Source organism: Streptomyces sp. NBC_00209, assembly GCF_045206345.1.
Classification (GTDB): Bacteria; Actinomycetota; Actinomycetes; order Streptomycetales; family Streptomycetaceae; genus Streptomyces.
Genome location: NZ_CP108121.1, coordinates 4656867 through 4680591, shown reverse-complemented (window position 1 = coordinate 4680591; position 23725 = coordinate 4656867). Strand labels below are relative to the sequence as shown.

Below are 23725 nucleotides of genomic sequence, written 5' to 3'. Positions count from 1 at the left end.
GCCGGCGCGGCCCGTCCCGCGCGGGACGCGGGAAACCCTGGCCCACGGGCGCCGGATGGCCAATGATCGGAGCATGCGCGCACAGGACAAGCAGGAGACCGCCGCTCCCCCGGTCCGGACGGAGCCCGCTGCCGCCCGCTCGGCCGGCGCCCCCGGTCCGGCCGTGCTTTCCGGAGCGGTGGGGCCGGTCGGCCTCTCCGCTCCGGCGGGCACGGTCGGCTCCGGCGGGCCGGTGCCCGGGGAGCGGTTACGGGCCCTGCAGCGCTCGATGGGCAACGCCGCCCTCGCCCGGGCCCTGGAGCAGCAGTGGCAGGACGACTGCCGTGTGCCCGGACTCTCCCGCGACGAGGGCGCGTCGGACCCCGTACAACGCCACACGCACGGGCCGTCCTGCGGGCGCGGCGAGCAGGCTCCCGTGCAGCGCTCGACCGTGCCGGACGTGCTGCGCGGTCCCGGACAGCCACTGGGCGAGGCCGTCCGGACGGAGATGGAGGCGCGGTTCGGCGCCGACTTCTCCGACGTGCGGCTGCACACCGGACCGGCCGCCCGGCGTTCGGCGGCCGAGGTGGGAGCCCGCGCCTACACCTCCGGCAGCCATGTCGTCGTCGGTGCCGCGGGCGCGGACCGGCACACGCTGGCCCATGAGCTGACGCACGTCATCCAGCAGCGCCGGGGGCCCGTCGCCGGTACCGACAACGGGGCGGGGCTCAGGGTCTCGGACCCCTCCGACCGCTTCGAGCGCGCGGCGGAGGAGAACGCCCGCCGGGTGCTGGCCGGTCCCGTCCCGGCCGAGGCGGCGCCCGTGCAGCGAACGGCGGACGGCGCGGCCCGTACCGGCGGGGAGATCGCCGTACAACGCCTCGGCGAGGGCGAGGCGCCCTTCGACCACGCCCAGTACTACGCGCACGCCGACTGGCAGGCTTCGGCGGAGAAGTTCGAGCAGCGGCTCGGCGCGTACGCCTTCCGGCATCCGAAGGCGCTCGCGGCGGCACGCAAGACGGTCCACCGGCTCAAGCAGCTGCTGATCGCGTACTCCCGCGTCGCCCACAAGGACCCGGCGCTCGCCAACAAGGCGTTCTTCCAGGACGACCGGACGAGCGGCGGGCAGGTGGGCGAGAAGATGACCACCGCCCGGATCAACGAGTTCTTCTCCCGGGACGGCAACGTCCGTGAGCTGATGACCGCCGTCTACAACGCCGCCTATTACAACAAGGGCGCCCAGCTGTCGCTCAAGGAGATCCTCAACGCCGTTATCGGGCCCCAGCCGCAGCTGGCGTCTACCCTCGGCATGAACGAGGAGGAGCTGAAGAAGCACTCCGCGTTCCTCAACGGCTGGACCCGGCCGGCCCTGTGGGCCGGGGCGAACCTCGTGGGCAAGGGCTACAACTACGAGAAGGACCCGTACGCCCTGGGTGGCCTGCTGTGGCAGTCGGAACCGGAGACCCTGGCCGGCGACACCCGCGAGATGATCGACAGCCAGGGGCCGCGCAAGGAGCGCGACGAGGCCGGCAAGACGGCCCACCGCAAGACGCCCCAGGACTACGAGGACCGCGGCGCTCCCCTCAGCGCGCGTGAGCTGGAGTTCGCGGGCAAGCCGGGTCCGACCGACAAGCTGCCCTGGAACGAGGGCGTGGCCTACTGGGAGATCCAGCAGAACGAGGCATGGCCGAAGGCGAACGCCGAGCGCGGTGTCCCGGTCGTCGCCGGGATGTCCGGCACCACGACCCGGATGCTCAAGACCTTCCAGTGGATCAACGTGCCGGGGGTGGACGCCTTCGACTACCGGATGGCGGTGATGGGCTGGATGCTGCCGTCCTGGGACCACTCCCTCTACGAGATCCTGCGCGGTTCCTGGGCGGCCGGGGTCAAGGGGCCGGGCGAGACCGTCGCTCGCGCGGGCAGGGGCGCGGCGCTGATGTACCAGAGCATCGCGCCCTTCACGGAGGAGGAACTGCGGCAGAACGTCTGCGTCGACGGGCAGTTCCCGCACGAGCTGATGTACCTCGCCCAGGCCAACAACGCTCGCGCGGTGGACCCGGCGGCGAGCGGGTTCATGGAACCCGGCCAGGCCACGGCGGGTGAAGTGCCGGGCAGGTACGCCGACTTCCTCGCCGGCAGCAAGCCGGAGATCGCCGACTGGAAGGCGAGGAACAACGACGCCTCCACCGCGACCGTCGCGGAGCGCCTCAAGCCCGCCCACGCCACCGCGCTGATGGCCTACACCGGTGGCGCGCACCAGATGATCAACTCGGTGGTGCGCAGCCGGCTGCTCCCCGAGGGGTACGCGCCGTACGGCACCGGCGGCCTGGCCGCCGCGGGCGCCGAGGCGCTCTCACTGCAACAGATCAAGAAGCAGCTCAAGTGGGCCGCACAGGACCCCGATGCCGAGCAGGTGAACACCCTCGAAGAGGACCCGGTGATCGCGCCGCGGCTCACGGCCGCGCAGGGCACGGACCCGGCGGCCAAGAAGGCGGCCATCGCCGTCATCGACGCGCGCATCGACCTCCTCGCGCCCGTGCTCTTCGAGGAGATGAAGGCACACGCCGACATGACGATGGAAGCGCTGAAGCGGCTGCCTCCCGTCACCGGCACCGTCTTCCGCGGCGACTGGAACGCGGGCGGGGACGGGGCGGTCTCGCAGTTCGGCAAGCAGGCCGCGCTGAACTACCGGCCGGGCTCCGTCTTCACCACCTCGTTCGACAGCACCAGCAGGGAGGAATCCACGGCCATGCAGTTCATGGAGGGCCAGCAGGTCTCCGGCGTGGCGACGCACCGCATCCTCCTGGAGCTGACGCTCGTCGGGAAGTACGGCCGGGACGTGGACCCCTTCCACAGCTACGGGAACGAAGCGGAGATCCTGCTCATGCCGGGCGCGCGCTTCGAGGTGACGTCGAGCGAGTGGCTGCGGGGCACCGGCGGCCACTGGTACGAGCACGTCCGGGCGACGGAGGTGTGAGGGAGGCCATCGACAGGTCGACAATGCGTGAGGTTAGGCTAGCCTTCCCTTGAACGTGTCACCTGCCGGTCTCCGGCTCGTACGAAGGCGGATTCCGTCATGAGCACTACCCGAGCGTCCCGTCCCACCCGCCGCGGCCTGCTGGCCATGGGCGGCGCCGTTGGTCTCGGCGCCGTGCTCGCGGCCTGCGGGGGCAGCGACTCCAAGGACTCCGCCGGCTCGGGCTCCAAGAGCGCCGACGCCGGGCCGTGGAAGTTCAAGGACGACCGGGGCCAGGTCGCCGAGGCCAAGTCCATACCCAAGAACATCGTCGCCTACATCGGTGTCGCCGCCGCCCTCCACGACTACGGCATCGAGGCCAAGGCGGTCTTCGGCCCGACCAAGGCCAAGGACGGCAAGCCGGACGTGCAGGCCGGCGACCTGGACATCAGCAAGGTCGAGATCCTGGGCAACGTCTGGGGCGAGTTCAACGTCGAGAAGTACGCCGAGCTCGGCCCGGAGCTGCTGGTCACGGCGATGTGGGAGAAGGACGCCCTCTGGTACGTGCCGGACCAGTCCAAGGACAAGATCCTCAAGCTGGCCCCGAGCGTCGCGCTGTGGGCCGCCGAGACCACGATCCCGAAGGCGATCCAGCGCCACGAGGACCTGGCGGCCTCGCTCGGCGCCGATGTGAAGTCCGCGAAGGTCGTCGCCGCGAAGACGCGGTTCGAGAAGGCGGCGGCCCGGCTGCGCGCGGCCGCGAAGTCGAAGCCGGAGATCAGGGTCATGGTCGGCTCGGCCAGCCAGGACCTGTTCTACGTCACCCTCGCGAAGACCGCCGCCGACACCCTGTACTTCCAGGAGCTCGGCGTGAAGTTCGTCGAGCCGAAGGTGAACTCGGCGGGCTTCTTCGAGGAGCTGAGCTGGGAGAACGTCGACAAGTACGGCGCCGACATCATCATGATGGACAACCGCTCCTCGGCCCTCCAGCCCGAGGCCCTGACCTCCAAGCCGACCTGGGCGCAGCTGCCGGCCGTCAAGGCGGGCCAGGTCATTCCGCGTACGACGGAGCCGATCTACAGCTACGACAAGTGCGCGCCGATCCTGGAGGACCTGGCGAAGGCCATCGAGAACGCCAAGAAGGTCGCCTGACGCGACGGTTCACCGCCCCGGCCGCCGGAGACCCGGCCGCCGGGGCGGTGCCGTGTCAGCTTCCGTTCATCTCCGACGCCGGCCACGGGACCTGCGGCGAGCGGTAGTAGTCGATGCCCTGGGCGGTGAACCGCTCCCCGAGCGCCGCCAGACGCACCTTGTACGTGTCCCAGTCGTGCGTCGACGCCGGGGACCAGGCGAGCTCGGCCGCGCCGGGCAGCCTCGGGAACGCCATGGCGTCGATGTCGTCGCTGTCGGTCAGGGTCTCGGACCAGATCGGCGCCTCGACGCCGAGCACCGCGCTCTCCGGGGCGCCGGTGAGGTACGTCGCCGGGTCCCAGTCGTAACTGCGCTGGACCTCGACCGTGCCGGCCCACTTCAGGCCGAGGACGGTCTCGTCGGTGTACTTCATGTCGAGGTACACCCGGTCCGCCGGCGACAGCACCAGCCTGGTGCCGTTCTTCGCCGCGTCCACCACCTGCTGCCGGTCGGCGGCGCTGGTCTTGTCGTAGCCCCAGTACTGCGCGACGGCGCCCTTCACCGGGTCGGCGCCGGTCAACTGGTGCCAGCCCATGACGGTCTTGCCGTACTTCCCGACGATCGCCTGGGCCCGGTCCATGATCTCCACGTAGTCCTCATGGGTGGTGGAGTGCGCCTCGTCGCCGCCGATGTGGAAGTAGCGGCCGGGCGTGAGCGCGGCCACCTCGCCGACGACGTCGTCGATGAAGTCGTACGTGACGTCCTTGCCGGCGCACAGCGTGCTGAAACCGACCTTGATGCCGGTGTAGAGCGGCGGCGCGACGCCGTCGCAGTTCAGCTCGGCGTACGAGGCGAGCGCGGCGTTGGTGTGGCTCGGCATGTCGATCTCCGGGACCACCTCCAGGTAGCGGGAGGCCGCGTAGCGCACGATCTCCTTGTACTGCTCCTTGGTGTAGTACCCGCCGGGCCCGCCGTCGACCTCGGTGGAGCCGCCGTACGTGGCCAGCCTCGGCCAGGAGTCGACGGCGATGCGCCAGCCCTGGTCGTCGGAGAGGTGGATGTGGAAGGTGTTGTACTTGTACTGGGCGACCTGGTCGATGTAGCGCTTGACCTCGTCCACCGAGAAGAAGTGGCGCGCGACGTCGAGCATCGCGCCCCGGTAGGCGTAGCGCGGGGTGTCGGTGATGGAGCCGCCGGAGATCCGCCAGGGGCCCTTCTGGCGGGTGTCGCGCTCCACTTGGGCCGGGAACAGCTGGCGCAGCGTCTGGACGCCGTGGAAGAGCCCCGCGGGCTGCCTGGCGGTGATGGTGACGTTGCCGCGCCCGGAGGTGAGCGTGTAGCCCTCCGCGCCCAGCTTGCCGGCCCGGGGGTCGAGCCGGAGCCGGATGCCGTCGGCGCCGTCCTTGGTGGTGACGGGAAGGGCGTACCCGGTGGAGGGGCGCAGCACGCCCGCCAGGTAGTCGCCGATCTTCCGGGCCTCGCCGGAATGGCCGACAGCGCGGATTCTGGTGGAGCTGTCGAGGGTGTACGGGTCGCCGCCGGGTCTGACCGAGGCGGGGGCGGGCACCACCTGGCCGAGCGGCCTGGGCGCCCACGCCATCGCGGCGGCGCCCGCGGCGGACGCCTGCGGGGCGGCGCACGCGCTGGAGACACCGGCTGCCGCGACGAGAAGCAGCGAGCCGAGGAGCCGGGGCAGCGCACGAGGAAGAGCACTGCGGCGTACCGGGTGCAGTCTCACAAGCCGGGTCCCTTTCTGGGGGTCACTCTGCTGGGTCTCCTGACCTTTCTCCGTCGCCATGCGTACCGCGCGTCTCACGGGTGGTCAAGGTGTAGACCACTTACCGGCGTTGGTCACCCAGGCACCCTGATGGGCCTTTGCGGCTTATGTGCACATTCACCCCTTCGGCTCCGACCACCGCCGCGCCACCCCTCCCCCGCGCCCCCGTCGCACCCGCGCGAAATCCACCCAAGCCAGAAAAACGGGGCCAGTATCGCTACTCCCTGCCCGATATCGGGCAGGATTGTTGCGCTCGGGGCCCTTCCGCCGCAGTATCGACGGGTGCTCGAACGCCTCTCGTCGTACGACGACCTCATTGACCACGTGGTGCGCAGCACCACGCTGCCTCGCGGCGAAGCCGCCCGGGTGATCCTCGACGTGCTGGCGTACTTCGACGAGACGACCGAGGTCTTCGTCCGCCGCCGCCACCGCGAACTGCAGGCCGGCGGCCTGGTGAACACGGAGATCTTCGAGCGGATCGCGGCCGAACTGCCGCACCGCGCGGTCGCGCCGCCGGAGCTCTCGCTCCGCCAGCTGCGCCGGATCGTCTACGGCTGAGGCCGCCTCACGGCCGGGTACCCCTTCACTTGTTCGTCGTCGGAGGACTGAAAGCTCTATGTGCGGAATCGTCGGTTACATCGGAAAGCGTGACGTGGCCCCGCTGCTGCTGGAGGGCCTGCAGCGGCTGGAGTACCGGGGTTACGACTCCGCCGGGATCGTGATCACCGGAAAGCCCGCGGCCGGGAAGCCCGCCGCGCTGAAGTCGGTCAAGGCCAAGGGCCGGGTCCGCGAGCTGGAGTCCCGGGTCCCCAAGCGCTTCGCCGGCACCACCGGCATCGCCCACACCCGCTGGGCCACCCACGGCGCTCCCAGCGACGAGAACGCCCACCCGCACCTGGACGCCGAGGGCAAGGTCGCCGTCGTCCACAACGGGATCATCGACAACGCCTCCGAGCTGCGCGCCCGGCTGACCGCCGAGGGCGTCGTCTTCCTCTCCGAGACCGACACCGAGGTGCTGGTCCACCTGATCGCCCGCTCGGACGCCGGGACGCTGGAGGAGAAGGTCCGCGAGGCCCTGCGCTCCGTCGAGGGCACCTACGGCATCGCCGTCCTGCACGCCGACTTCAACGACCGCATCGTGGCGGCCCGCAACGGCTCCCCGGTCGTCCTCGGCATCGGCGAGAAGGAGATGTTCGTCGCCTCGGACGTCGCAGCCCTGGTCGCCCACACCCGCCAGGTGGTCACCCTGGACGACGGCGAGATGGCCACCCTGAAGGCCGACGACTTCCGTACGTACACCACGGAGGGCTCGACCACGACGGCCACGCCGACCACCGTGGAGTGGGAGGCCGAGTCGTACGACATGGGCGGCCACGACACGTACATGCACAAGGAGATCTCGGAGCAGGCGGACGCCGTCGACCGGGTGCTGCGCGGCCGGATCGACGACCGGTTCTCCACCGTGCACCTGGGCGGCCTCAACCTGGACGCCCGCGAGGCGCGCGGGGTCCGCCGGATCAAGATCCTGGGCTGCGGCACCTCGTACCACGCGGGCCAGATCGGCGCCCAGCTGATCGAGGAGCTGGCCCGCATCCCCGCGGACGCCGAGCCCGCCTCCGAGTTCCGCTACCGCAACCCGGTCGTGGACCCCGACACGCTGTACGTCGCGGTCTCGCAGTCCGGTGAGACGTACGACGTGCTGGCCGCCGTCCAGGAGCTGAAGCGCAAGGGCGCCCGGGTCCTCGGCGTGGTCAACGTGGTCGGCTCGGCCATCGCCCGCGAGGCCGACGGCGGCACGTACGTGCACGCGGGCCCCGAGGTGTGCGTGGTCTCCACCAAGTGCTTCACCAACACCGTCGTCGCCTTCGCGCTGCTCGCCCTGCACCTGGGCCGCATCCGGGACCTGTCGGTCGCCGACGGCAAGCGGATCATCGAGGGCCTGCGCAAGCTGCCCGCCCAGATCAGCGAGATCCTGGCGGGCGAGGACGAGATCAAGCGGCTGGCCGCCGAATACGCGGACGCGAAGTCGATGATGTTCATCGGCCGGGTGCGCGGCTACCCCGTGGCCCGCGAGGCGTCGCTGAAGCTCAAGGAGGTCTCGTACATCCACGCCGAGGCGTACCCCGCCTCCGAGCTGAAGCACGGCCCGCTCGCCCTGATCGAGCCCGCGATGCCGACCGTGGCGATCGTGCCGGACGACGACCTGCTGGAGAAGAACCGCGCCGCGATGGAGGAGATCAAGGCCCGCAGCGGCCGCATCCTCGCCGTGGCCCACCAGGTCCAGGAGAAGGCCGACCACACCCTCGTCGTACCGAAGAACGAGAACGAGCTGGACCCGATCCTCATGGGCATCCCGCTCCAGCTCTTCGCGTACCACACGGCGCTGGCCATGGGCCGGGACATCGACAAGCCCCGCAACTTGGCGAAGTCGGTCACCGTCGAATAGTCACGTGACGCAGGTGAGGCCCCGCGGTCGGTGACCGCGGGGCCTTCCGCGTACGGGCCGGAAACAGTCCCGGGGCGGCCGGGAAGGGCCCATGCGGCGTTTTCCACAGGCGAGTTGACGCCACGGGGTCCGGGGCGGCCTCCGGGCTACGGGATGACCACGACCGGCCGCTGCGCGCGGCGGGCCAGCCGGCCGGCCACCGAGCCGAAGATCTTGCCCACCAGGCCGTGCGTGGAGCCCACCACGATGGCGTCCGCCGAGTACTCCCGGCCGACCTCCTCCAGCTCGTGGCAGATGTCCCCGCCGCGCTCCACGAGCACCCAGGGCACCTCGGCGAGGTAGTCCGCGCAGGCGAGCTCCAGGCCCAGGACCTCGGTGCGGTGGTCCGGCACGTCCACGAAGACGGGGGGCTCGCAGCCCGCCCAGACCGTGGTCGGCAGCCGGTTGGCGACATGGACGATGATCAGACCGGAGCCCGTCCTGCGGGACATGCCGATCGCATAGGCGAGGGCTCGCTCGCTGGAGGTCGAGCCGTCGAAGCCGACGACGACCCCATGCCGGAAGGCGGGGTCGCACGGACGGCGCGCTTGTTCGGCCGCCAGCGGGTCCGACAAGGGGTCGGCTACCTGCTTGCGGTCCGCGGGTTCGGGGATTTCGTGACCGGCCATCGGTGTCTCGGCGAAGAGAGTCCTCGTGAGGAGAGCGACGTGGGAAGGTGCTTCAGCGGGCGGTGTCGTGGTGTCCGGGAATCATCTTCCCAACCCCTTACCCCCAAGGGTACGGCGCCACTCCTCCCTTGCCCGCCCCGCGCACAGCGGCGTGCGGCGTTTTCCGGAGCATGCCCGAGACCGGGCCCCTATGGCAATGCCGGTTGCCCTCTACACAGACGTGCCCGCCACCGCCCCGGCCCCTTGCGGCGCCCGGCACCACCGCCCCGGACGGGTCCTCGCGGACGGTCCGGGGGCGTCGCCCGCGAGGAGCGGAACCCACCCTTCCGGGGGAGTCGGCCGACTCCCGGGGTCCGTCCGGAACCCACCGCGCGGTCTGCTCCGGGGACGGCCGGTAGAGCGGTATTCGGCTGCCCGCCCGGACCGGTCCCCGGCCGGGCTCGCCGAACCCGCCGCCGGGGCCGGCGGCCCCGGCGAGGGGGCGTGCGGGGGCGGGTGGGCGCCCCGGGTTGTGCGCCGGTAGAACGACTGATTTCCGTACACGCGACCGTACATTTTCAGCCAACTTCAAGGACCGGTCCATTCCTTGTCGAAATGGCCGATCAACCCCCTTGCCACCAGGCAGGAAGAGACCGGGCGGTACGCTTCCGCCCAATGGGGACGGGCCATGAACGCCGGACGCACTTCCCTGCGCGGGCCGCGAGTGAAACGCTTCGTGATCGAACGCTTCCCGCCAGGTTGCCTTGTCGACAATGAGCCGGTTGGTGAACTTGTCACGACGGCACCATGGGACGCAGTAGATTCGATCTTGGGCGTCGAAGGCCGGGGACTCGTGCACGACCGAGGGGACAAGTGCAGGTGCCACAGGCCCGTAAGGACCAGGAAGACGCGAACACCGAGGGGGGCTTAGCGTCATGAGCCAGGACTCCGCCACCGCAACGGAGGCTGTACGGAAGCTGGGCGGAAGACGACGCCGGGAAGTCGTCGCCGTACTGCTCTTCAGCGGTGGCCCCATCTTCGAGAGCTCCATCCCGCTGTCGGTGTTCGGAATCGACCGCCAGGACGCGGGAGTTCCGCGCTACCGGTTGCTCGTGTGCGGCGGTGAAGAGGGACCGCTGCGCACCACCGGCGGACTCGAACTGACCGCGCCCTACGGGCTGGAGGCGATCAGCAGGGCCGGCACCGTCGTGGTGCCCGCCTGGCGCTCGATCACCTCGCCACCGCCCGCGGAGGCGCTGGACGCGCTGCGCCGCGCCCACGAGGAGGGCGCCCGCATCGTCGGCCTGTGCACGGGGGCCTTCGTGCTCGCCGCCGCCGGGCTGCTGGACGGCCGGCCGGCCACCACTCACTGGATGTACGCACCGACGCTGGCCAAGCGCTATCCGTCGGTGCACGTCGACCCACGCGAACTGTTCGTGGACGACGGGGACGTGCTGACCTCCGCCGGGACGGCGGCCGGCATCGACCTGTGTCTGCACATAGTCCGCTCGGACCACGGCACCGAGGCCGCCGGGGCACTGGCCCGCCGGCTCGTCGTGCCGCCCCGGCGCAGTGGCGGTCAGGAGCGCTACCTCGACAGGTCTTTACCTGAAGAGATCGGCTCCGACCCGCTCGCCGAGGTCGTCGCCTGGGCGCTGGAGCATCTGCACGAGCAGTTCGACGTGGAGACGCTGGCCGCGCGTGCCTACATGAGCCGGCGGACCTTCGACCGGAGGTTCCGCTCGCTGACGGGCAGCGCACCGCTCCAGTGGCTGATCACCCAGCGGGTACTGCAGGCGCAGCGCCTCCTGGAGACGTCGGACTACTCGGTGGACGAGGTCGCGGGCCGCTGCGGCTTCCGCTCGCCGGTCGCGCTGCGCGGGCACTTCCGCCGCCAGCTCGGCTCCTCCCCCGCCGCGTACCGGGCCGCCTACCGGGCCCGCCGTCCGCAGGGCGGGGCGCCGGAGCCGGTCATGGTGACGGACGCGGCGGTCCCCAGCCAGGGCACCGCCCAGAGCCGCCGTACCGCCGTCCCCGGTCCGTCCGGCGCCGCACCCGCGGCGCTGGAGGCGAAGGCGGCCACCGACGTGTTCGCCGCGGGGCGCCCGGCCCTGCCCGGACAGCGGAGCGCCCCGTAGGGTGGGGCCCATGAACGACCGCATGGTGTGGATCGACTGCGAGATGACCGGGCTCTCGTTGGCGGATGACGCGCTCATCGAGGTGGCCGCGCTGGTCACCGACTCGGAGCTGAACGTGCTCGGCGAAGGGGTGGACATCGTGATCCGCCCGCCGGACGCGGCGCTGGAGACCATGCCCGAGGTGGTGCGGCAGATGCACACCGCCTCGGGCCTCCTCGACGAGCTGGCCGGCGGCACGACGCTGGCCGACGCCGAGGAGCAGGTCCTCGCCTATGTCCGCGAGCACGTGAAGGAGCCCGGCAAGGCGCCCCTGTGCGGGAACTCGGTCGGCACCGACCGCGGCTTCCTGTCCCGGGACATGCCGCTCCTGGAGGGCTACCTCCACTACCGGATCGTGGACGTCTCCTCCATCAAGGAGCTGTCCCGCCGCTGGTACCCGAGGGCGTATTTCAACAGCCCGGAGAAGAACGGCAACCACCGGGCGCTCGCCGACATCCGCGACTCGATCACCGAGCTGCGGTACTACCGCGAGGCGGTCTTCGTCCCGCAGCCCGGCCCGGACTCCGAGCAGGCGAAGGCGGCGGCCGCGCGGGTCTCGCAGCCCCGCACCTGAAGGCGCTGGTCACGGCCCCTCCGGGGGCCGCGACCCCCCGCCGGGAAATGAGTGCGCGAGCACCCTCCCGGACCCTGTACACTTTTTCTCGGCCGGTCGGAAACGCCCGGACGTGGTGGGTATAGCTCAGACGGTAGAGCACCTGGTTGTGGTCCAGGATGTCGCGGGTTCGAGTCCCGTTACTCACCCTGAAGGATCAGCCCCCGACCTGTCACAGGTCGGGGGCTGATGCGTTTTCCGGGCCTTACGCGAGGCCGTCGGCGGCCTCCAGGGGCCGCCAGGCCGGTCCGGCGCCGTCCGGGACGACCCGGCCGAAGACCCGGTCCGCGAAGTGGATGCCGAAGGCGAGCGTGCCGGGCTCCGCCAGTTCGGCGACGAGATGGCGGCGGTGTTCGGCGGACCCGGCCGGATCGTGGTCGTAGACGCAGGACCACTCGGGGCGGTCCACCTGGACCGGTGAGTGCAGGGAGTCCCCGAAGGCGATCAGGCGCCGCCCGCCGCCGGTGATGACGAACTCCGTGTGGCCCGCGGTGTGCCCGGCGGCGACCCGGACCCGGACGCCGGGGAAGATCTCCTGGCCGTCGGCCACCGTACGGACGTGGGGCGCGAGGGCGTCCAGGCCGTCGCCGGGCTCGCGGGCGGCCCATTCCGGCTCCGCCACCAGGTATGCGGCGCGGGCGAAGTGGCGTTCGTGGGTGGCCCAGCCCGTGTGGTCCGGGTGGAGGTGGCTGAAGGCGACGGCCTCGATGCGGTCGGGGGCGCGGCCGAGCGCGGCCAGGGAGGCAGGCAGGTCGCCGCCGCGCATGGCCCCGTTGGGGGTGGCCGGGTCCGCCGGGAGCGTGTGCGGGCCGAAGCCCGCGTCGATCAGCAGGGCGCGGTCGCCGTGCTCCACGAGGAGGGCGCCGACGCTCGCGACGAGGTACCCGGAGGCGTCCAGGTACTCCGGGCGGGCCGCCCAGAACGCGTCGGTGCTGTCCGGCAGCCAGGCGGTCGGGCGGCCCTGGATCACCCCGTCCGGCACGAAGGACACCGTGGTGTCGCCCAGCCGCAGGGTGCTCGGGTTCGTCATGACGTCGCTCCTCGTTCGTCGCTGTGTGACGGGGTCACCGTAAGCATCGAACTAGAAACATTCAAGTTGTAATTATTCTTACTTGATGGACTTGCTAGAGTGAGCCCATGACGACACCCCCCGAAGCACAGGCCGCCGCCGAGCGGGAGCTGTGCGGGCTGGTGAACGGGCTGGCCGCCCGGATCGCCGATCACGTACGCAAGCGCGCCGTCCCCCTCGGCCTCACCGCGGCCCAGGCGACGGCGCTGCGGGAGATGACCGGGCCGATGACCATGCGCGAACTGGCCGAGCGCATGAGCTGCGAGCCGTCCAACGCCACCTTCGTCGTCGACAAGCTGGAGAAGCGGGGCCTGGTCGAACGCCGCCCCCACCCCACCGACCGGCGCGCCCGGCACCTCGTACTCACGCCCGAGGGCACCGGCGTACGCGCACGGCTCCTGGAACTCCTCGCCGAGGACTCACCGCTGGCCGGGCTGGGCCCGGGAGGGCAGCGGGCCCTTCAGGAGCTGCTGGAGAAGACGGTCGCCCGGCCGAGGTGACCGACGAACCCCGACCACGCGTCCGGTGCGAAGGCGAGCGCCGGTCGGGACGGGGTCTTGGAGTCGCGCAGACGGACCGCCGTCGCGGGGCCGGGGGGCCGTGCCACCTCGACGCAGTCGGGGCCCGCCGAGTCGCAGTAGCTGGACCTGGTCCAGTGCAGGGTCATGGTTCGTTCCTCCGCTCGTCGTGCGGCGCCGCTCACACGGCGCCGTAGCCCTCGGGGCGTACGACCGGGAGCGCCGAGACTCCGAGGTCTCGGCGCATCGTCTGCCGTACCTCGTACAGGCCCTCCGAGGCCCGTTCCAGCCGCTCCCTGATGTCTTCCAGGGACTCGTCGGCCGGCTCCCCCCGCTCGTGCCGGAGGAGCACGGCATGGATGCGGTGCAGCTGGTGCACGACGCCGCCCGCGACGGAGAGCACGGTGTCGCTGATCACCATCTGCGCCTCGGCGTACACGTCGCGCAGGACCTGGCGGGTCTCCTCCCGCTCCCGGCCCTGTCCGGGGCGCGCCTCCCCGGCGGCGAGGGCGAAGTAGTCCTTCGACAGGACGGAGTGGAAGTGCCGCAGGCGCTGGTTGAACACCGCGTAGGAGGCCCGCCGTACGGCCAGGGCCTCGCGGCGTTCGTCCGCCAGCAGGTCCTCCCGCCGCAGCCGCTCCGCGCGGTCGAGCTCCACCGTCTTGGCGCGCAGGGCGCCGCGGTGCGCCATCACGCCGGACACGAGGGTGCCCGCCACCCCCACCACGGCGACGATCAGAGCGGTCAGAGAAGGGTCCACGCCTCAGAAGCTACTCGAAGTGCGCTCCGGGCAAACCGAGTTGCGGGAACCCGGCGTCACGACGAGTCGCGGACCACCAGCTCGGTCGGCAGCACGATCTGCGCCCGGTCCGCGTTCTCGCCGGCGATCATGTCGAGCAGGACCCGGGTCATCGTGCGGCCCATCTCCTCGATCGGCTGGCGCACGCTGGTGAGGGCCGGGTCCATGTGGCGGGCCACGGCCGAGTCGTCGAAGCCGATGAGGGCGACGTCGTCCGGGATGCGGCGGCCGGCCTCGCGCAGGACCTGGCGGGCGCCGGCGGCCATCACGTCGGAGGCGGCGAAGACCGCGTCCACGTCGGGGCGGCGGGCGAGCAGGTCGCGCATGGCCTGGGCGCCGCCCTCCTCGGAGAAGTCGGCGGGGGCGATCAGCCGTTCGTCGGGCTCCAGGCCCGCGTCGCGGACCGCCTGGCGGTAGCCGTCCAGGCGGCTCTGGGAGGCGTAGACGTCGAGCCGGCCGGTGATCGTGGCGATGGAGCGGCGACCGCGCGAGGCGAGGTGCTCCACGGCGCTGCGGGCGCCCTCGAAGTTGTCCGAGTCGACGGAGGACAGGGACTCGGCGGCGGATCTGCGGCCGTTCATCACGGCGGGCATGCCGAGCTGTTCCAGCAGGTCGGGCAGCGGGTCGTCGGCGTGCACGGAGACCAGCAGCACGCCGTCCACGCGGTGCGCGGTGAGGTACTGCGCGAGCCGGCGGCGCTCGCGGTCGCTGCCGACGAGGGTGAGCAGCAGCTGCATCTCCGTATCGGCGAGGGCGGCGCCGACCCCGCGCACGATGTCGGAGAAGTACGGCTCCGCGAAGAAGCGGCTCTCCGACTCGGGCACGACGAGGGCGATGGCGTCCGTGCGGTTGCCGGCCAGCGCGCGGGCCGCGCGGTTGGGCACGTAACCCAGCTCGGCGACGGCGGCCTCGACCGCCTCCCTGGTGTGGGCGCTGACCCGGGGCGATCCGTTGATGACGCGCGAGGCCGTGCCCCGCCCGACCCCTGCCCGCGCCGCCACCTCTTCGAGCGTGGGCCGGCCCCCGCTCCGTACACGCGCTGCCGTCATGGCTGCCTCCCGTTCGCGGTCAATTTCTCACAGTCGGATAACCAAACCAAGTCCTGGCGTTGGTTCCCTTGACACTCTGTGGGACCGGTCGGCCGCTCCCCCGCTCCAAGTATGGGAGCGCTCCCACTCTACGCGCGTGGTCAAGCGGAACGCACAGGCCGGGGGGCGAATGGGCCGAGACCCGGCACCGGGTGCCGGGTCTCGGGTCTCGGGGGAGGCTGCGGTACGTACAGGGCGTACCGCTGCGGTCAGTTGACGTCCTCCAGCGGCGGGAGGGCGTGGCGGCGGATCACGTCGGCGTACCAGTGCGCACTGGCCTTCGGGATGCGGCGCTGGGAGGCGTAGTCCACGTACACCGCACCGAAGCGCTTCGAATAGCCGTACGCCCACTCGAAGTTGTCCATCAGCGACCAGAGAAAGTAGCCGCGCACGTCCGCGCCGTCGGCCACCGCGCGCTGCACGGCGTCGAGGTGGCCGTGCAGGTAGGCGATGCGCTCGGGGTCCTGGACCCGGCCCTCGGGCGAGACGTAGTCGTCGAAGGCGGCGCCGTTCTCGGTGACCATGAGCGGGATGCCGGGGTGCTCGCGGGCGACGTCCATGAGCAGGTTGTAGAGCCCGTTGGGGTCGATCGACCAGTTCATGGCGGTGGTCGGCTTGCCGTCGGCGAGGTGGAAGGCGATGTGCTCGGAGCCGGGCCAGGGCGAGTGGTCGCTCGCGCCGTGGACATCGTTGCCGGAACCGCTTCCGGCGCGGTCGGGCGTGGAGACCAGGGTCGGCGTGTAGTAGTTGATGCCGAGGACGTCGACCGGGCGCGCGATGGCCTCCAGGTCGCCGGCCCGGACCAGCTTCGACCAGTCCACCACGTGCGCGGTGTCCGCGAGCAGGTCCTCCGGGTAGGCGCCGTGCAGCATCGGGCCGGTGAAGACCCGGTTGCCGACCGCGTCGATGCGGCGGGCCGCGTCCACGTCCTCCGGGCTCGGCGTCAGCGGGCGGACCTGGTGGAGGTTGAGGGTGACCGAGGTCTGCGCGGCAGCGGGGAGTTGGCCGCGCAGAACCTCGATCGCCCGGCCATGGGCGAGGTTGAGGTGGTGGGCCGCGCGCAGGGCGGAGGCGGCCTCGGTACGGCCGGGGGCGTGCACCCCGGAGCCGTAGCCGAGGAAGGCCGAGCACCACGGCTCGTTGAAGGTGGTCCACGTACCGACGCGGTCGCCGAGGGCGCCCGCCATGATCGCGGTGTAGTCCGCGAACCGCTCGGCGGTGGCACGCTCCGGCCAGCCGCCCGCGTCCTCCAGCTCCTGGGGCAGGTCCCAGTGGTAGAGGGTGGCGACGGGCGTGATGCCGGCCTCAAGGAGTTCGTCGACCAGCTTGCGGTAGAAGTCGAGCCCGCGCTGGACCGCCGGGCCACGGCCGGTGGGCTGGACGCGGGACCAGGAGATGGAGAAGCGGTACGCCTTCAGCCCCAGCTGCTTCATCAGGGCCACGTCGTCGCGGTAGCGGTGGTAGTGGTCGGCGGCGATGTCGCCGGTGTCGCCGTTGCGGACCTTGCCGGGGGTGCGGCTGAAGGTGTCCCAGATGGAGGGCGTCCGCCCGTCCTCGGCGGCGGCACCCTCGACCTGGTAGGCGGCGGTGGCCGCACCCCAGACGAAGCCCGTCGGGAAGGTGGTGGTGGCCTCGGGCACCGGCTTCGGGGCGATGTCAGGTCGTACAGCAGTCATGCGGGAGCGCTCCCAGGGGTGTGAAGGACAGGGGCGTTGACGGGTGGGGCTACGGGGCTCGTACGGTCCACGGGGCGGGCGGGACCGTACGGCTCCGTGACACAGCAGCGGTGAGCGGGTGGTCAGCCCTTGACGGCGCCGGACATGATGCCGCCGACGATCTGCTTGCCGAAGATCACGAACACCACGAGCAGCGGCAGGGTGCTGATCAGCGCGCCGGCCATCACGATGCTGGTGTCGGGGGTGTACGAGGCGCTGAGCTGGCCGAGGGCCACCTGAAGGGTGGGGTTCTGCTGGTTCAGGGCGAGGTAGGGCCAGAAGAAGTCGTTCCACGCCTGGACGAAGGTGAGCATGCCGAGCACCATCATCGCGGGGCGGGCCACCGGCAGCACCACGCTCAGCACGATGCGGAAGTTGTTCGCACCGTCGATCTTGGCGGCCTCGATCAGCTCGTACGGCAGCGCCTCCATGAGGTACTGGCGCATGAAGAACACACCGAAGGCACTGACCAGGGTCGGGAAGATCACCGACTCCAGGTTCCCGCCCCAGCCGAGGTCGGCCATCATCATGAACAGCGGGACGACGCTGAGCTGCGGCGGGATCGTCAGGGTGAGGATGACCCCGGTCATCAGGGCCCCGCGGCCGCGGAAGCGCATCTTGGCGAAGGCGTAGCCGGCCAGGGTGCAGAAGAAGAGCGTCGCCACGGTGATGCAGCCGGCCACGATGACGCTGTTGACGATCGCCTTGCCCAGGTGGGCCTGGTTCCAGGCGGCGTCGAGGTTGTGGAAGAGCCGCCCGCCCGGCAGGAACGGCGGGGTGGTGGCCAGCACCTCGTCCTGGGTGTGGGACGCGGCCACGAGGGTCCAGTACAGCGGCAGCAGCGAGCCGATGCCGATGACGGCCAGGGCGACGTAGGCGAACGGGCCGCCCTTCAGCTGCTGCCCGGCACCGGGCTTGAAGCGGCTGGGCCGCTTGGGTGCGCGGTGGACGGAACGCGCTGGGAGACCGGGCTCCGAGACTTTGGTGGGGCTGGTGATGGTCATTGGATATCGCTCCCGGTCAGACCGCGGATTTGCGTACGAAGCGGCCGATGAGCCAGTTGACCGCGGCGATGATCAGCAGGAGGGCGAGCATCGCCCAGGCCACTGCGGCGGCCGGACCGAGGTGCCCCAGATTCCAGCCGTAGTTGTAGAGGTAGACGCTGAGGGTCTCGTACTGATTCTCGTTGCCGCCGGTCGCGCCGAGCGTGCCGCCCTCCAGCAGCAGGGGCTCACCGAACAGCTGCATGGAGCCGATGGTCGAGATGACGATCGTGAAGAGAATCGTGGGCCGGAGCGACGGGATGGTCACCTTGCGGAACTGCTGCCAGCGCGAGGCGCCGTCGAGCGAGGCCGCCTCGTACAGGTCGGACGGCACCGCCTGCATCGCGGCGAGGTAGATCAGGGCGTTGTAACCGGTCCAGCGCCAGATCACGATGACCGCGATGGCGATCTTGGACGTCCAGTGACCGTTGGCCCAGTTGGTGTCGCCGAGTCCGACGAAGTGCAGCACCCAGTTGAGCAGGCCGCCGTCGGCCCGGAAGACCAGGGCGAAGACGAGTGCGGCGGAGGCCACGGAGGTGGCGTACGGGGTGAGGATGACCGTGCGCCAGAAGGTGCTGGCCCGCAGCTTGTAGTTGAGCAGGTGGGCCAGGCCGAGCGCGACGAGCAGCTGCGGGACGACCGAGATGACACCGATCAGGAAGGTGTTGCTGACGGCCGTCCAGAACTCGGAGTCGTGCAGGATCCTGTCGAAGTTGTCCCAGCCGACCCACTCCATCTGGTCCATGCCGGTCATCTCGACCCGGTGCATGGCGATCCAGCCGGTGTACAGCAGCGGGTAGAGCCCGAAGGCGCCGAAGACGAGGAAGAACGGGGCTATGTAGGCGTACGGGGACGCCTTGTCGTCGAACCGCCACAGCCGGCTCCGCCAGGTCTGCCGGCGGGAGTTCGCCGGTTTGTGCTGGGAGCCGCGGGGTGGCGGCGCGTATGCGTCCCGGGTGGGAGTCGAGGTGGCCACGAGCGGGAGTCCTTCCCTGGATTGCTTGGGTTACCCGGGTACGGGATGGCTGGGCCGTCGCGCCGCACCCCTCAGGAACACGCGGGTGCGGGCGGCCCGGGAGGGGCCGCCCGCGCCGGGCGCGTCCGGCGGATCAGGCCGGACACGCCCTGGCGAACGTCAGCCGATCACCTTGTCGATCGACTTGGTCGCGGCCTCCCACGCGGCGTCGGGCTTGGTGCCGCGCTGCTCCATGTTGTTGATCTGGGTGGAGATGGTGTCCTTGATAGCCGCGTCCTTCGGGCCGAGGATCGTCTCGGGGATGGACTTGGCCTCATCGGCGTAGATCTGGCCGATCGGGGCGTCGTTGAAGTACGGCAGGGTCGCGGTCTTCACGTCGGGCAGGTCGTACGCGCCCTTGTTGGACGGGAAGGAGCCGATCGCCTTGAAGACGGCGGCCTGCTGCTCGGGGGCGGTCAGCCACTTGACGAGCTTGGCGGCCTCGTCCACGTTCTTGCCGGCCTTCGGGACGCCGAGGAAGGAGCCGCCCCAGTTGGCCGCGGTGGAGCCGGGGGCGGTGGCGATGTCCCACTTGCCCTTGTTCGCGTCACCGGCGTTCACGGAGATCTGGCCGGCCATCCAGGCGGGGCAGACCACGGTGGCCATGGTGCTCTTGCGGAGCGCGGCCTTCCACGGGTCGCTGAACTGGGCGAGGCCCTGGGTCAGCTTCTTGTCCGCGGCCTCGGCCGCCAGGTTCCAGCCCTGCTGGACGCTGGGGCTGTCCTTGTAGATCGGCTTGCCGCTCTCGTCGTAGTACTGCTTCGCGTTGGAGCTGACGACGGCGTTGTACATGGCGCTGGCGGAGTCCATGAAGTACGTGCCCGCGGGGGCCTTCTTCTTGTACTCCTCACCGAGCTTGAGGTAGTCCTCCCAGCCGCCGGAGATCTTGGCGGCGACCTCCTTGCGGTCGGTCGGCAGACCGGCCTTCTTGAACAGCTCGGTGTTGTAGCAGAGCGACATCGGGCCGATGTCGGTACCCGCACCGATCACCTTGCCGTCGGCCGTGGTGGCCTGCTTCTCCTTCCACGACACGAACTCGTTGACGTCGATGACCTTGGCCAGGTCGGCGAACTGGTCCGCCTTGGTGTCGACCAGCTCCTTGATGCGGCCGACCTCAAGACCCTGGACGTCGGCGAGGCCGCTGCCCGAGTTCAGCTGCTGGAGCAGCTTGGGGTAGTAGACCTTCTCATCGGCGGTGGTGTCTTCCTTCACCGTGATGTTCGGGTGCAGCTCGTGGTACTTGGCGAAGAGACCGGCTTCCTTGTAGCCGAACTGGCCGAAGTCGGCGACGGTCAGCGTGATCTTCCCGTTCGCGTCGGAGGACTCGTTCGAATCGGAGTCGTCGCTGCTGCAGCCGGTCAGCAGCAACGCCGAAGCGGTCAGGCCCGTGGTGGCCAGGACCGCGACTCTGCGGCCGCGGCCGGCGACGGTGCGGGTGATACGCATTCCACTACTCCTTGTTCCAGGGTGGGACTGGCTCACTGCGTGGCATACGCGCTGGTGAGTGCGAGTGCCGGATGGTTTTGGGGGGAGTACACGGGCAGTGCCGTTCACCCGAGGAATCCCCGCGTGATGTGGGAGCGCTCCCATGCGCCGATGTCGGAAGATTGCTGCCTGCGGGGGGTGGGTGTCAAGAGTTGAAGACGCTTCCGTTGCGCGAGCGTGTCCTGCAAGTCACGAGACCGTGTCCGGCCGAAGGCTTGCCAAAGCGGTGCGCCGTGTTGCGGCGCGGCTCGCGCTTTTGGATTCCCGCAGGTGGGGGGCGGGTTGACCTTCGATCTCGGCTGAGCCCCGGGGGAAAACCGGCCGCGGTGCCGGTTTTTCGGCACGGCTCGGAAACAGCCCGGCGGAACCCCGAGGACCTCGCCGGGAAATGAACGGGCCATGGCCCGGAGGGGGCAAGGACCCGGACCCGAGCGTTCTTTGCCCGAAGCCGGGGTCCGGATGGTGGCGGGGGTGAGGGCGGGAGGGCACCCCCGCGTCACGCCCCGCGCAGCCGGGTCAGCGTCGCCTCCAACTCCTCCTGGGCCGCCCGGGCCGCGCCGTCCGGGTCGCCCGCGACGATGGCGGCGACCAGGGCGCGGTGGCCCGTGTGGCCGTGGTGGGGGTCGTGGCGGCGCAGGCCCAGGAGGTCCACCAGGTCGATGAGGCCCTGGCGGAGGGCCGGGACGAACTCGGCGAAGAGGTCGGTGAGGACCGGGTTGTGCGCGGCGGCCACGACCGCCCGGTGCACCGCGATGTCCGCGTCCACGAAGTCCGCGTCATCGATGCCGGCGCCCGCCTTCAGCCGGGCGGTGAGCGCCGCGTCGAGGGCGGTCAGGTCCTCGTCGGTGCGGCGGCGGGCCGCGAGGCGGGCGGCCTGGACCTCGATGAGCATGCGGACCTCGTAGACGTCGGTGACCGACGCCCGGCGCAGCCGTACCGGCCAGTCCTCCGTGACGTGGTCCGCGACGACGAAGACGCCGGCGCCCTGGCGGGACCGGAGGAGTCCGAGCGTCGCGAGCGTACGGACCGCCTCGCGGACCGTGGAGCGGCCCACGCCCAGCTCGCGGGCGAGGGTCGTCTCGCCCGGGAGCCTGGTGCCGACCGGCCAGTGCCCCTCGGTGATCTGCGCGCGCAGATGGCTGGTCGCCTGTTCTACGAGGGGGCTGGGGCGGAGGGGGCCGGGCGGGGACACGTGGTTCACCTGTCAGGTTGTCTGAGGGGTTGCGTTCTGGTTACTGTACCGCCCATGACGTACCGCGGTCTCCTCCTTCTCGGCTGCCGCGGCGGGGCCTGAAGCGATCGGCACCCCGCCGCGGGGTGTCGTGCTGTGCCGGTCGCATCCGGCGATGCGAGAAGAGACACCGTCCATGCCCGAGTTCATGTCCGCGGCCACGTCCGACGCCCCTGCCCCGATGCACAGCTTCCCCACCATCTGCACGCCGCGCGGCCCGGTCCCCCGGGCGGCGCCCCGCTGGAACCCGCAACGCTCCAGCTCCATGCCCTCGCACCGCTACCGCTCCGCGTTCGACCGGGTCGCGGTCCCGCTGACCGGGCGGAGCTGGCCGCAGGCCCGTACCGAACGCGCCCCGCTGTGGGTGCCGGTCGACCTGCGGGACGGCAACCAGGCGCTGGCGGAGCCGATGGACACCCCGCGCAAGCGGCAGATGTTCGACCTGCTGGTCGCGATGGGCTTCAAGGAGATCGAGGTCGGCTACCCGTCCGCGAGCCGCACCGACTTCGACTTCGTACGCCACCTGGCGACCAGCGGGGCCGTCCCCGACGACGTCACCGTGGTCGCCTTCACCCCCGCCAAGGCCGACCTGATCGACCGGACCTTCGCGTCCGTGGCGGGTCTGGACCGCGTCGTCGTCCACCTCTACATCGCGACCGCCCCCGTCTGGCGCGAGGTGGTCCTGGGCCGCGACCGGGCCGAGGTGCACGGCGTGGTCCTGGACGCGGCCCGGCAGATGGACCGGCTGGCCCGGGCCGCGCCCGGCGCGGACATCCGGTTCCAGTTCTCGCCCGAGGTCTTCAACCTGACCGAGCCCGACTACATCCTGGAGCTCTGCGACAGCCTCACCGAGCTGTGGGACGCCTCGCCGGACCGGCCGGTCGTCCACAACCTGCCGGCCACCGTGGAGATCGCCACGCCCAACGTCTACGCGGACCAGATCGAGTACATGCACCGCCACCTGGCCCGGCGGGACTCGGTGGTCCTCTCCGTGCACCCGCACAACGACCGCGGTACGGGCGTGGCCTGCGCGGAGCTGGCGGTGCTGGCGGGCGCCCAGCGGGTGGAGGGCTGCCTGTTCGGCAACGGGGAGCGCACCGGAAACGTCGACCTGGTCAACCTGGCGCTCAACCTGCACGCCCAGGGCGTCGACCCGATGATCGACTTCTCGGACATCGACGAGATCCGCCGCACGGTCGAGCACTGCAACCGGCTGCCGGTGCCACCACGCCATCCGTACGGCGGGGACCTGGTGTACACCGCGTTCTCCGGCACCCACCAGGACGCCATCAGCAAGGGCTTCGCCCGCCGCGCGGACAGCACCTCGGAGCTGTGGGAGGTGCCGTATCTGCCGATCGACCCGGCCGACGTGGGGCGTACGTACGAGGCCGTCATCCGGGTCAACTCGCAGTCGGGCAAGGGCGGTATCGCCCATCTGCTGCGCACCGGCCACGGCGTGGACCTCCCTGCCGGGATGCGGGCCGAGTTCTCCCGTACGGTGCAGCGGTCGACCGACGACAGCGGCGCGGAGGCGACCCCGAAGGATCTGTGGAACCTCTTCGAGGCGGCGTATCTGGTGCCCGGGCGGGACGGCGGGGTCGCCCTCACCTCCTGGTCGGCGCAGACCGGCCCGGCCGGGGAGCACCGCTTCGTCTGCACTCTGCGCGTGGACGACCGGGAGGGCGATTACGAGGGGACGGGCACCGGCCCGGTCACGGCGTTCGCGGACGCGCTGGCGGCGGCCGGGGTGGCGGCGGCCGTCCTCGAACTGCCGGAGCGGCACCCGGACGGGGCCGGGACGACGACCGCGTACGCGCGCTGCCGCGTCGGCGGCGAGGAGCGCTGGGGCGCGGGCCGGGACGCCTCGGGCGTGGCCGCGTCCGTGGCGGCGGTGCTGTCGGCGGTGAACCGGGCGCGGGGGTAGGGCCTGTCGCGGAAAGGGGTGCGCCCCCGGCCGGGTGGAAGGGGGGGTGCTCGACCCGGCCGGGGGCAGTGGGGCGCGCACCCCGGCCGGGGTGGGGGGAAGGGGGGCCGGG

At 71.1% G+C, this 23725-nt stretch carries 19 protein-coding genes and 1 tRNA gene; 9 read left to right on the top strand and 11 right to left on the bottom strand.

From position 1 onward, the window contains the following. Positions 1-73 precede the first annotated feature (73 nt). Both OG867_RS21355 and OG867_RS21350 read left to right on the top strand, forming a co-directional pair. The gene (locus tag OG867_RS21355; protein WP_406287569.1) at positions 74-2956 is read left to right on the top strand and encodes a DUF4157 domain-containing protein; all 2883 of its coding nucleotides are present in this window, start codon (positions 74-76) and stop codon (positions 2954-2956) included. A 99-nt stretch (positions 2957-3055) separates the two neighbouring features. Then, the gene (locus OG867_RS21350; RefSeq protein WP_406287567.1) at positions 3056-4087 is read left to right on the top strand and encodes an ABC transporter substrate-binding protein; all 1032 of its coding nucleotides are present in this window, start codon (positions 3056-3058) and stop codon (positions 4085-4087) included. Between the two features lie 55 nt (positions 4088-4142). Here OG867_RS21350 and OG867_RS21345 read toward each other — a convergent pair whose 3' ends face one another. Beyond that, the gene (locus tag OG867_RS21345; protein ID WP_328900270.1) at positions 4143-5804 is read right to left on the bottom strand and encodes a beta-N-acetylhexosaminidase; all 1662 of its coding nucleotides are present in this window, start codon (positions 5802-5804) and stop codon (positions 4143-4145) included. A gap of 321 nt (positions 5805-6125) precedes the next feature. Here OG867_RS21345 and OG867_RS21340 point away from each other — a divergent pair, with 321 nt between their 5' ends. After that, a complete protein-coding gene (locus OG867_RS21340) occupies positions 6126-6401 on the top strand; it encodes a hypothetical protein (protein WP_018105728.1) in 276 nt (91 codons plus the stop codon). Positions 6402-6459: 58 nt separating this feature from the next. After that, on the top strand, positions 6460-8289 hold the full coding sequence (gene glmS, locus OG867_RS21335) for a glutamine--fructose-6-phosphate transaminase (isomerizing) (RefSeq protein WP_406287564.1): 1830 nt from the start codon (positions 6460-6462) through the stop codon (positions 8287-8289). 146 nt (positions 8290-8435) lie between these two features. On the opposite strand, the gene OG867_RS21330 is transcribed toward glmS, so the two are convergent. After that, complete coding sequence (locus OG867_RS21330) at positions 8436-8957, bottom strand: universal stress protein (protein ID WP_018105726.1); 522 nt, start codon at positions 8955-8957, stop codon at positions 8436-8438. Between the two features lie 914 nt (positions 8958-9871). Between OG867_RS21330 and OG867_RS21325 the strand changes: the two genes are divergently transcribed. The 3 genes from OG867_RS21325 (at position 9872) to OG867_RS21315 (ending at position 11875) form a co-directional block, all read left to right on the top strand. After that, on the top strand, positions 9872-11074 hold the full coding sequence (locus OG867_RS21325) for a helix-turn-helix domain-containing protein (RefSeq protein ID WP_406287562.1): 1203 nt from the start codon (positions 9872-9874) through the stop codon (positions 11072-11074). Between the two features lie 10 nt (positions 11075-11084). After that, entirely contained in the window at positions 11085-11687 is a 603-nt protein-coding gene (gene orn / locus OG867_RS21320; protein WP_328900273.1) for an oligoribonuclease, read from the top strand. 115 nt (positions 11688-11802) lie between these two features. Then, positions 11803-11875: transfer RNA gene (locus OG867_RS21315), tRNA-His, on the top strand. A 56-nt stretch (positions 11876-11931) separates the two neighbouring features. On the opposite strand, the gene OG867_RS21310 is transcribed toward OG867_RS21315, so the two are convergent. Continuing rightward, entirely contained in the window at positions 11932-12756 is an 825-nt protein-coding gene (locus tag OG867_RS21310; RefSeq protein ID WP_406287559.1) for an MBL fold metallo-hydrolase, read from the bottom strand. Between the two features lie 107 nt (positions 12757-12863). Here OG867_RS21310 and OG867_RS21305 point away from each other — a divergent pair, with 107 nt between their 5' ends. Further along, positions 12864-13295, top strand: coding sequence for a MarR family winged helix-turn-helix transcriptional regulator (locus OG867_RS21305; RefSeq protein WP_406287557.1), 432 nt, complete (start codon positions 12864-12866; stop codon positions 13293-13295). On the opposite strand, the gene OG867_RS21300 is transcribed toward OG867_RS21305, so the two are convergent. From OG867_RS21300 to OG867_RS21265, 8 genes are all read right to left on the bottom strand, one after another. Further along, positions 13256-13462: a DUF397 domain-containing protein gene (locus OG867_RS21300; RefSeq protein WP_406287554.1), complete on the bottom strand. Its 207-nt coding sequence runs from the start codon at positions 13460-13462 to the stop codon at positions 13256-13258. The genes OG867_RS21305 and OG867_RS21300 overlap by 40 nt on opposite strands. 32 nt (positions 13463-13494) lie before the next feature. Next, positions 13495-14073 (bottom strand): hypothetical protein, encoded by a 579-nt coding sequence (locus OG867_RS21295; RefSeq protein ID WP_406287552.1) that lies wholly within the window; start codon positions 14071-14073, stop codon positions 13495-13497. Positions 14074-14129: 56 nt separating this feature from the next. Further along, a complete protein-coding gene (locus OG867_RS21290; RefSeq protein WP_328900276.1) occupies positions 14130-15161 on the bottom strand; it encodes a LacI family DNA-binding transcriptional regulator in 1032 nt (343 codons plus the stop codon). A gap of 248 nt (positions 15162-15409) precedes the next feature. Then, positions 15410-16876 (bottom strand): GH1 family beta-glucosidase, encoded by a 1467-nt coding sequence (locus OG867_RS21285; RefSeq protein WP_328900277.1) that lies wholly within the window; start codon positions 16874-16876, stop codon positions 15410-15412. 122 nt (positions 16877-16998) lie between these two features. Further along, complete coding sequence (locus OG867_RS21280; RefSeq protein WP_328900278.1) at positions 16999-17919, bottom strand: carbohydrate ABC transporter permease; 921 nt, start codon at positions 17917-17919, stop codon at positions 16999-17001. A 16-nt stretch (positions 17920-17935) separates the two neighbouring features. Then, positions 17936-18934 carry a sugar ABC transporter permease gene (locus tag OG867_RS21275; RefSeq protein WP_328900279.1) on the bottom strand — a complete coding sequence of 333 codons (999 nt, stop codon included), beginning with the start codon at positions 18932-18934 and terminating at the stop codon, positions 17936-17938. 159 nt (positions 18935-19093) lie between these two features. Further along, positions 19094-20419: an extracellular solute-binding protein gene (locus tag OG867_RS21270; RefSeq protein WP_328900280.1), complete on the bottom strand. Its 1326-nt coding sequence runs from the start codon at positions 20417-20419 to the stop codon at positions 19094-19096. Positions 20420-20954: 535 nt separating this feature from the next. Then, the gene (locus OG867_RS21265; RefSeq protein ID WP_406291099.1) at positions 20955-21650 is read right to left on the bottom strand and encodes a FadR/GntR family transcriptional regulator; all 696 of its coding nucleotides are present in this window, start codon (positions 21648-21650) and stop codon (positions 20955-20957) included. Between the two features lie 175 nt (positions 21651-21825). On the opposite strand from OG867_RS21265, the gene OG867_RS21260 reads away from it, so the two are divergent. Further along, positions 21826-23613 carry a 2-isopropylmalate synthase gene (locus tag OG867_RS21260; RefSeq protein WP_406287548.1) on the top strand — a complete coding sequence of 596 codons (1788 nt, stop codon included), beginning with the start codon at positions 21826-21828 and terminating at the stop codon, positions 23611-23613. The last annotated feature ends 112 nt before the right edge of the window (positions 23614-23725 follow it).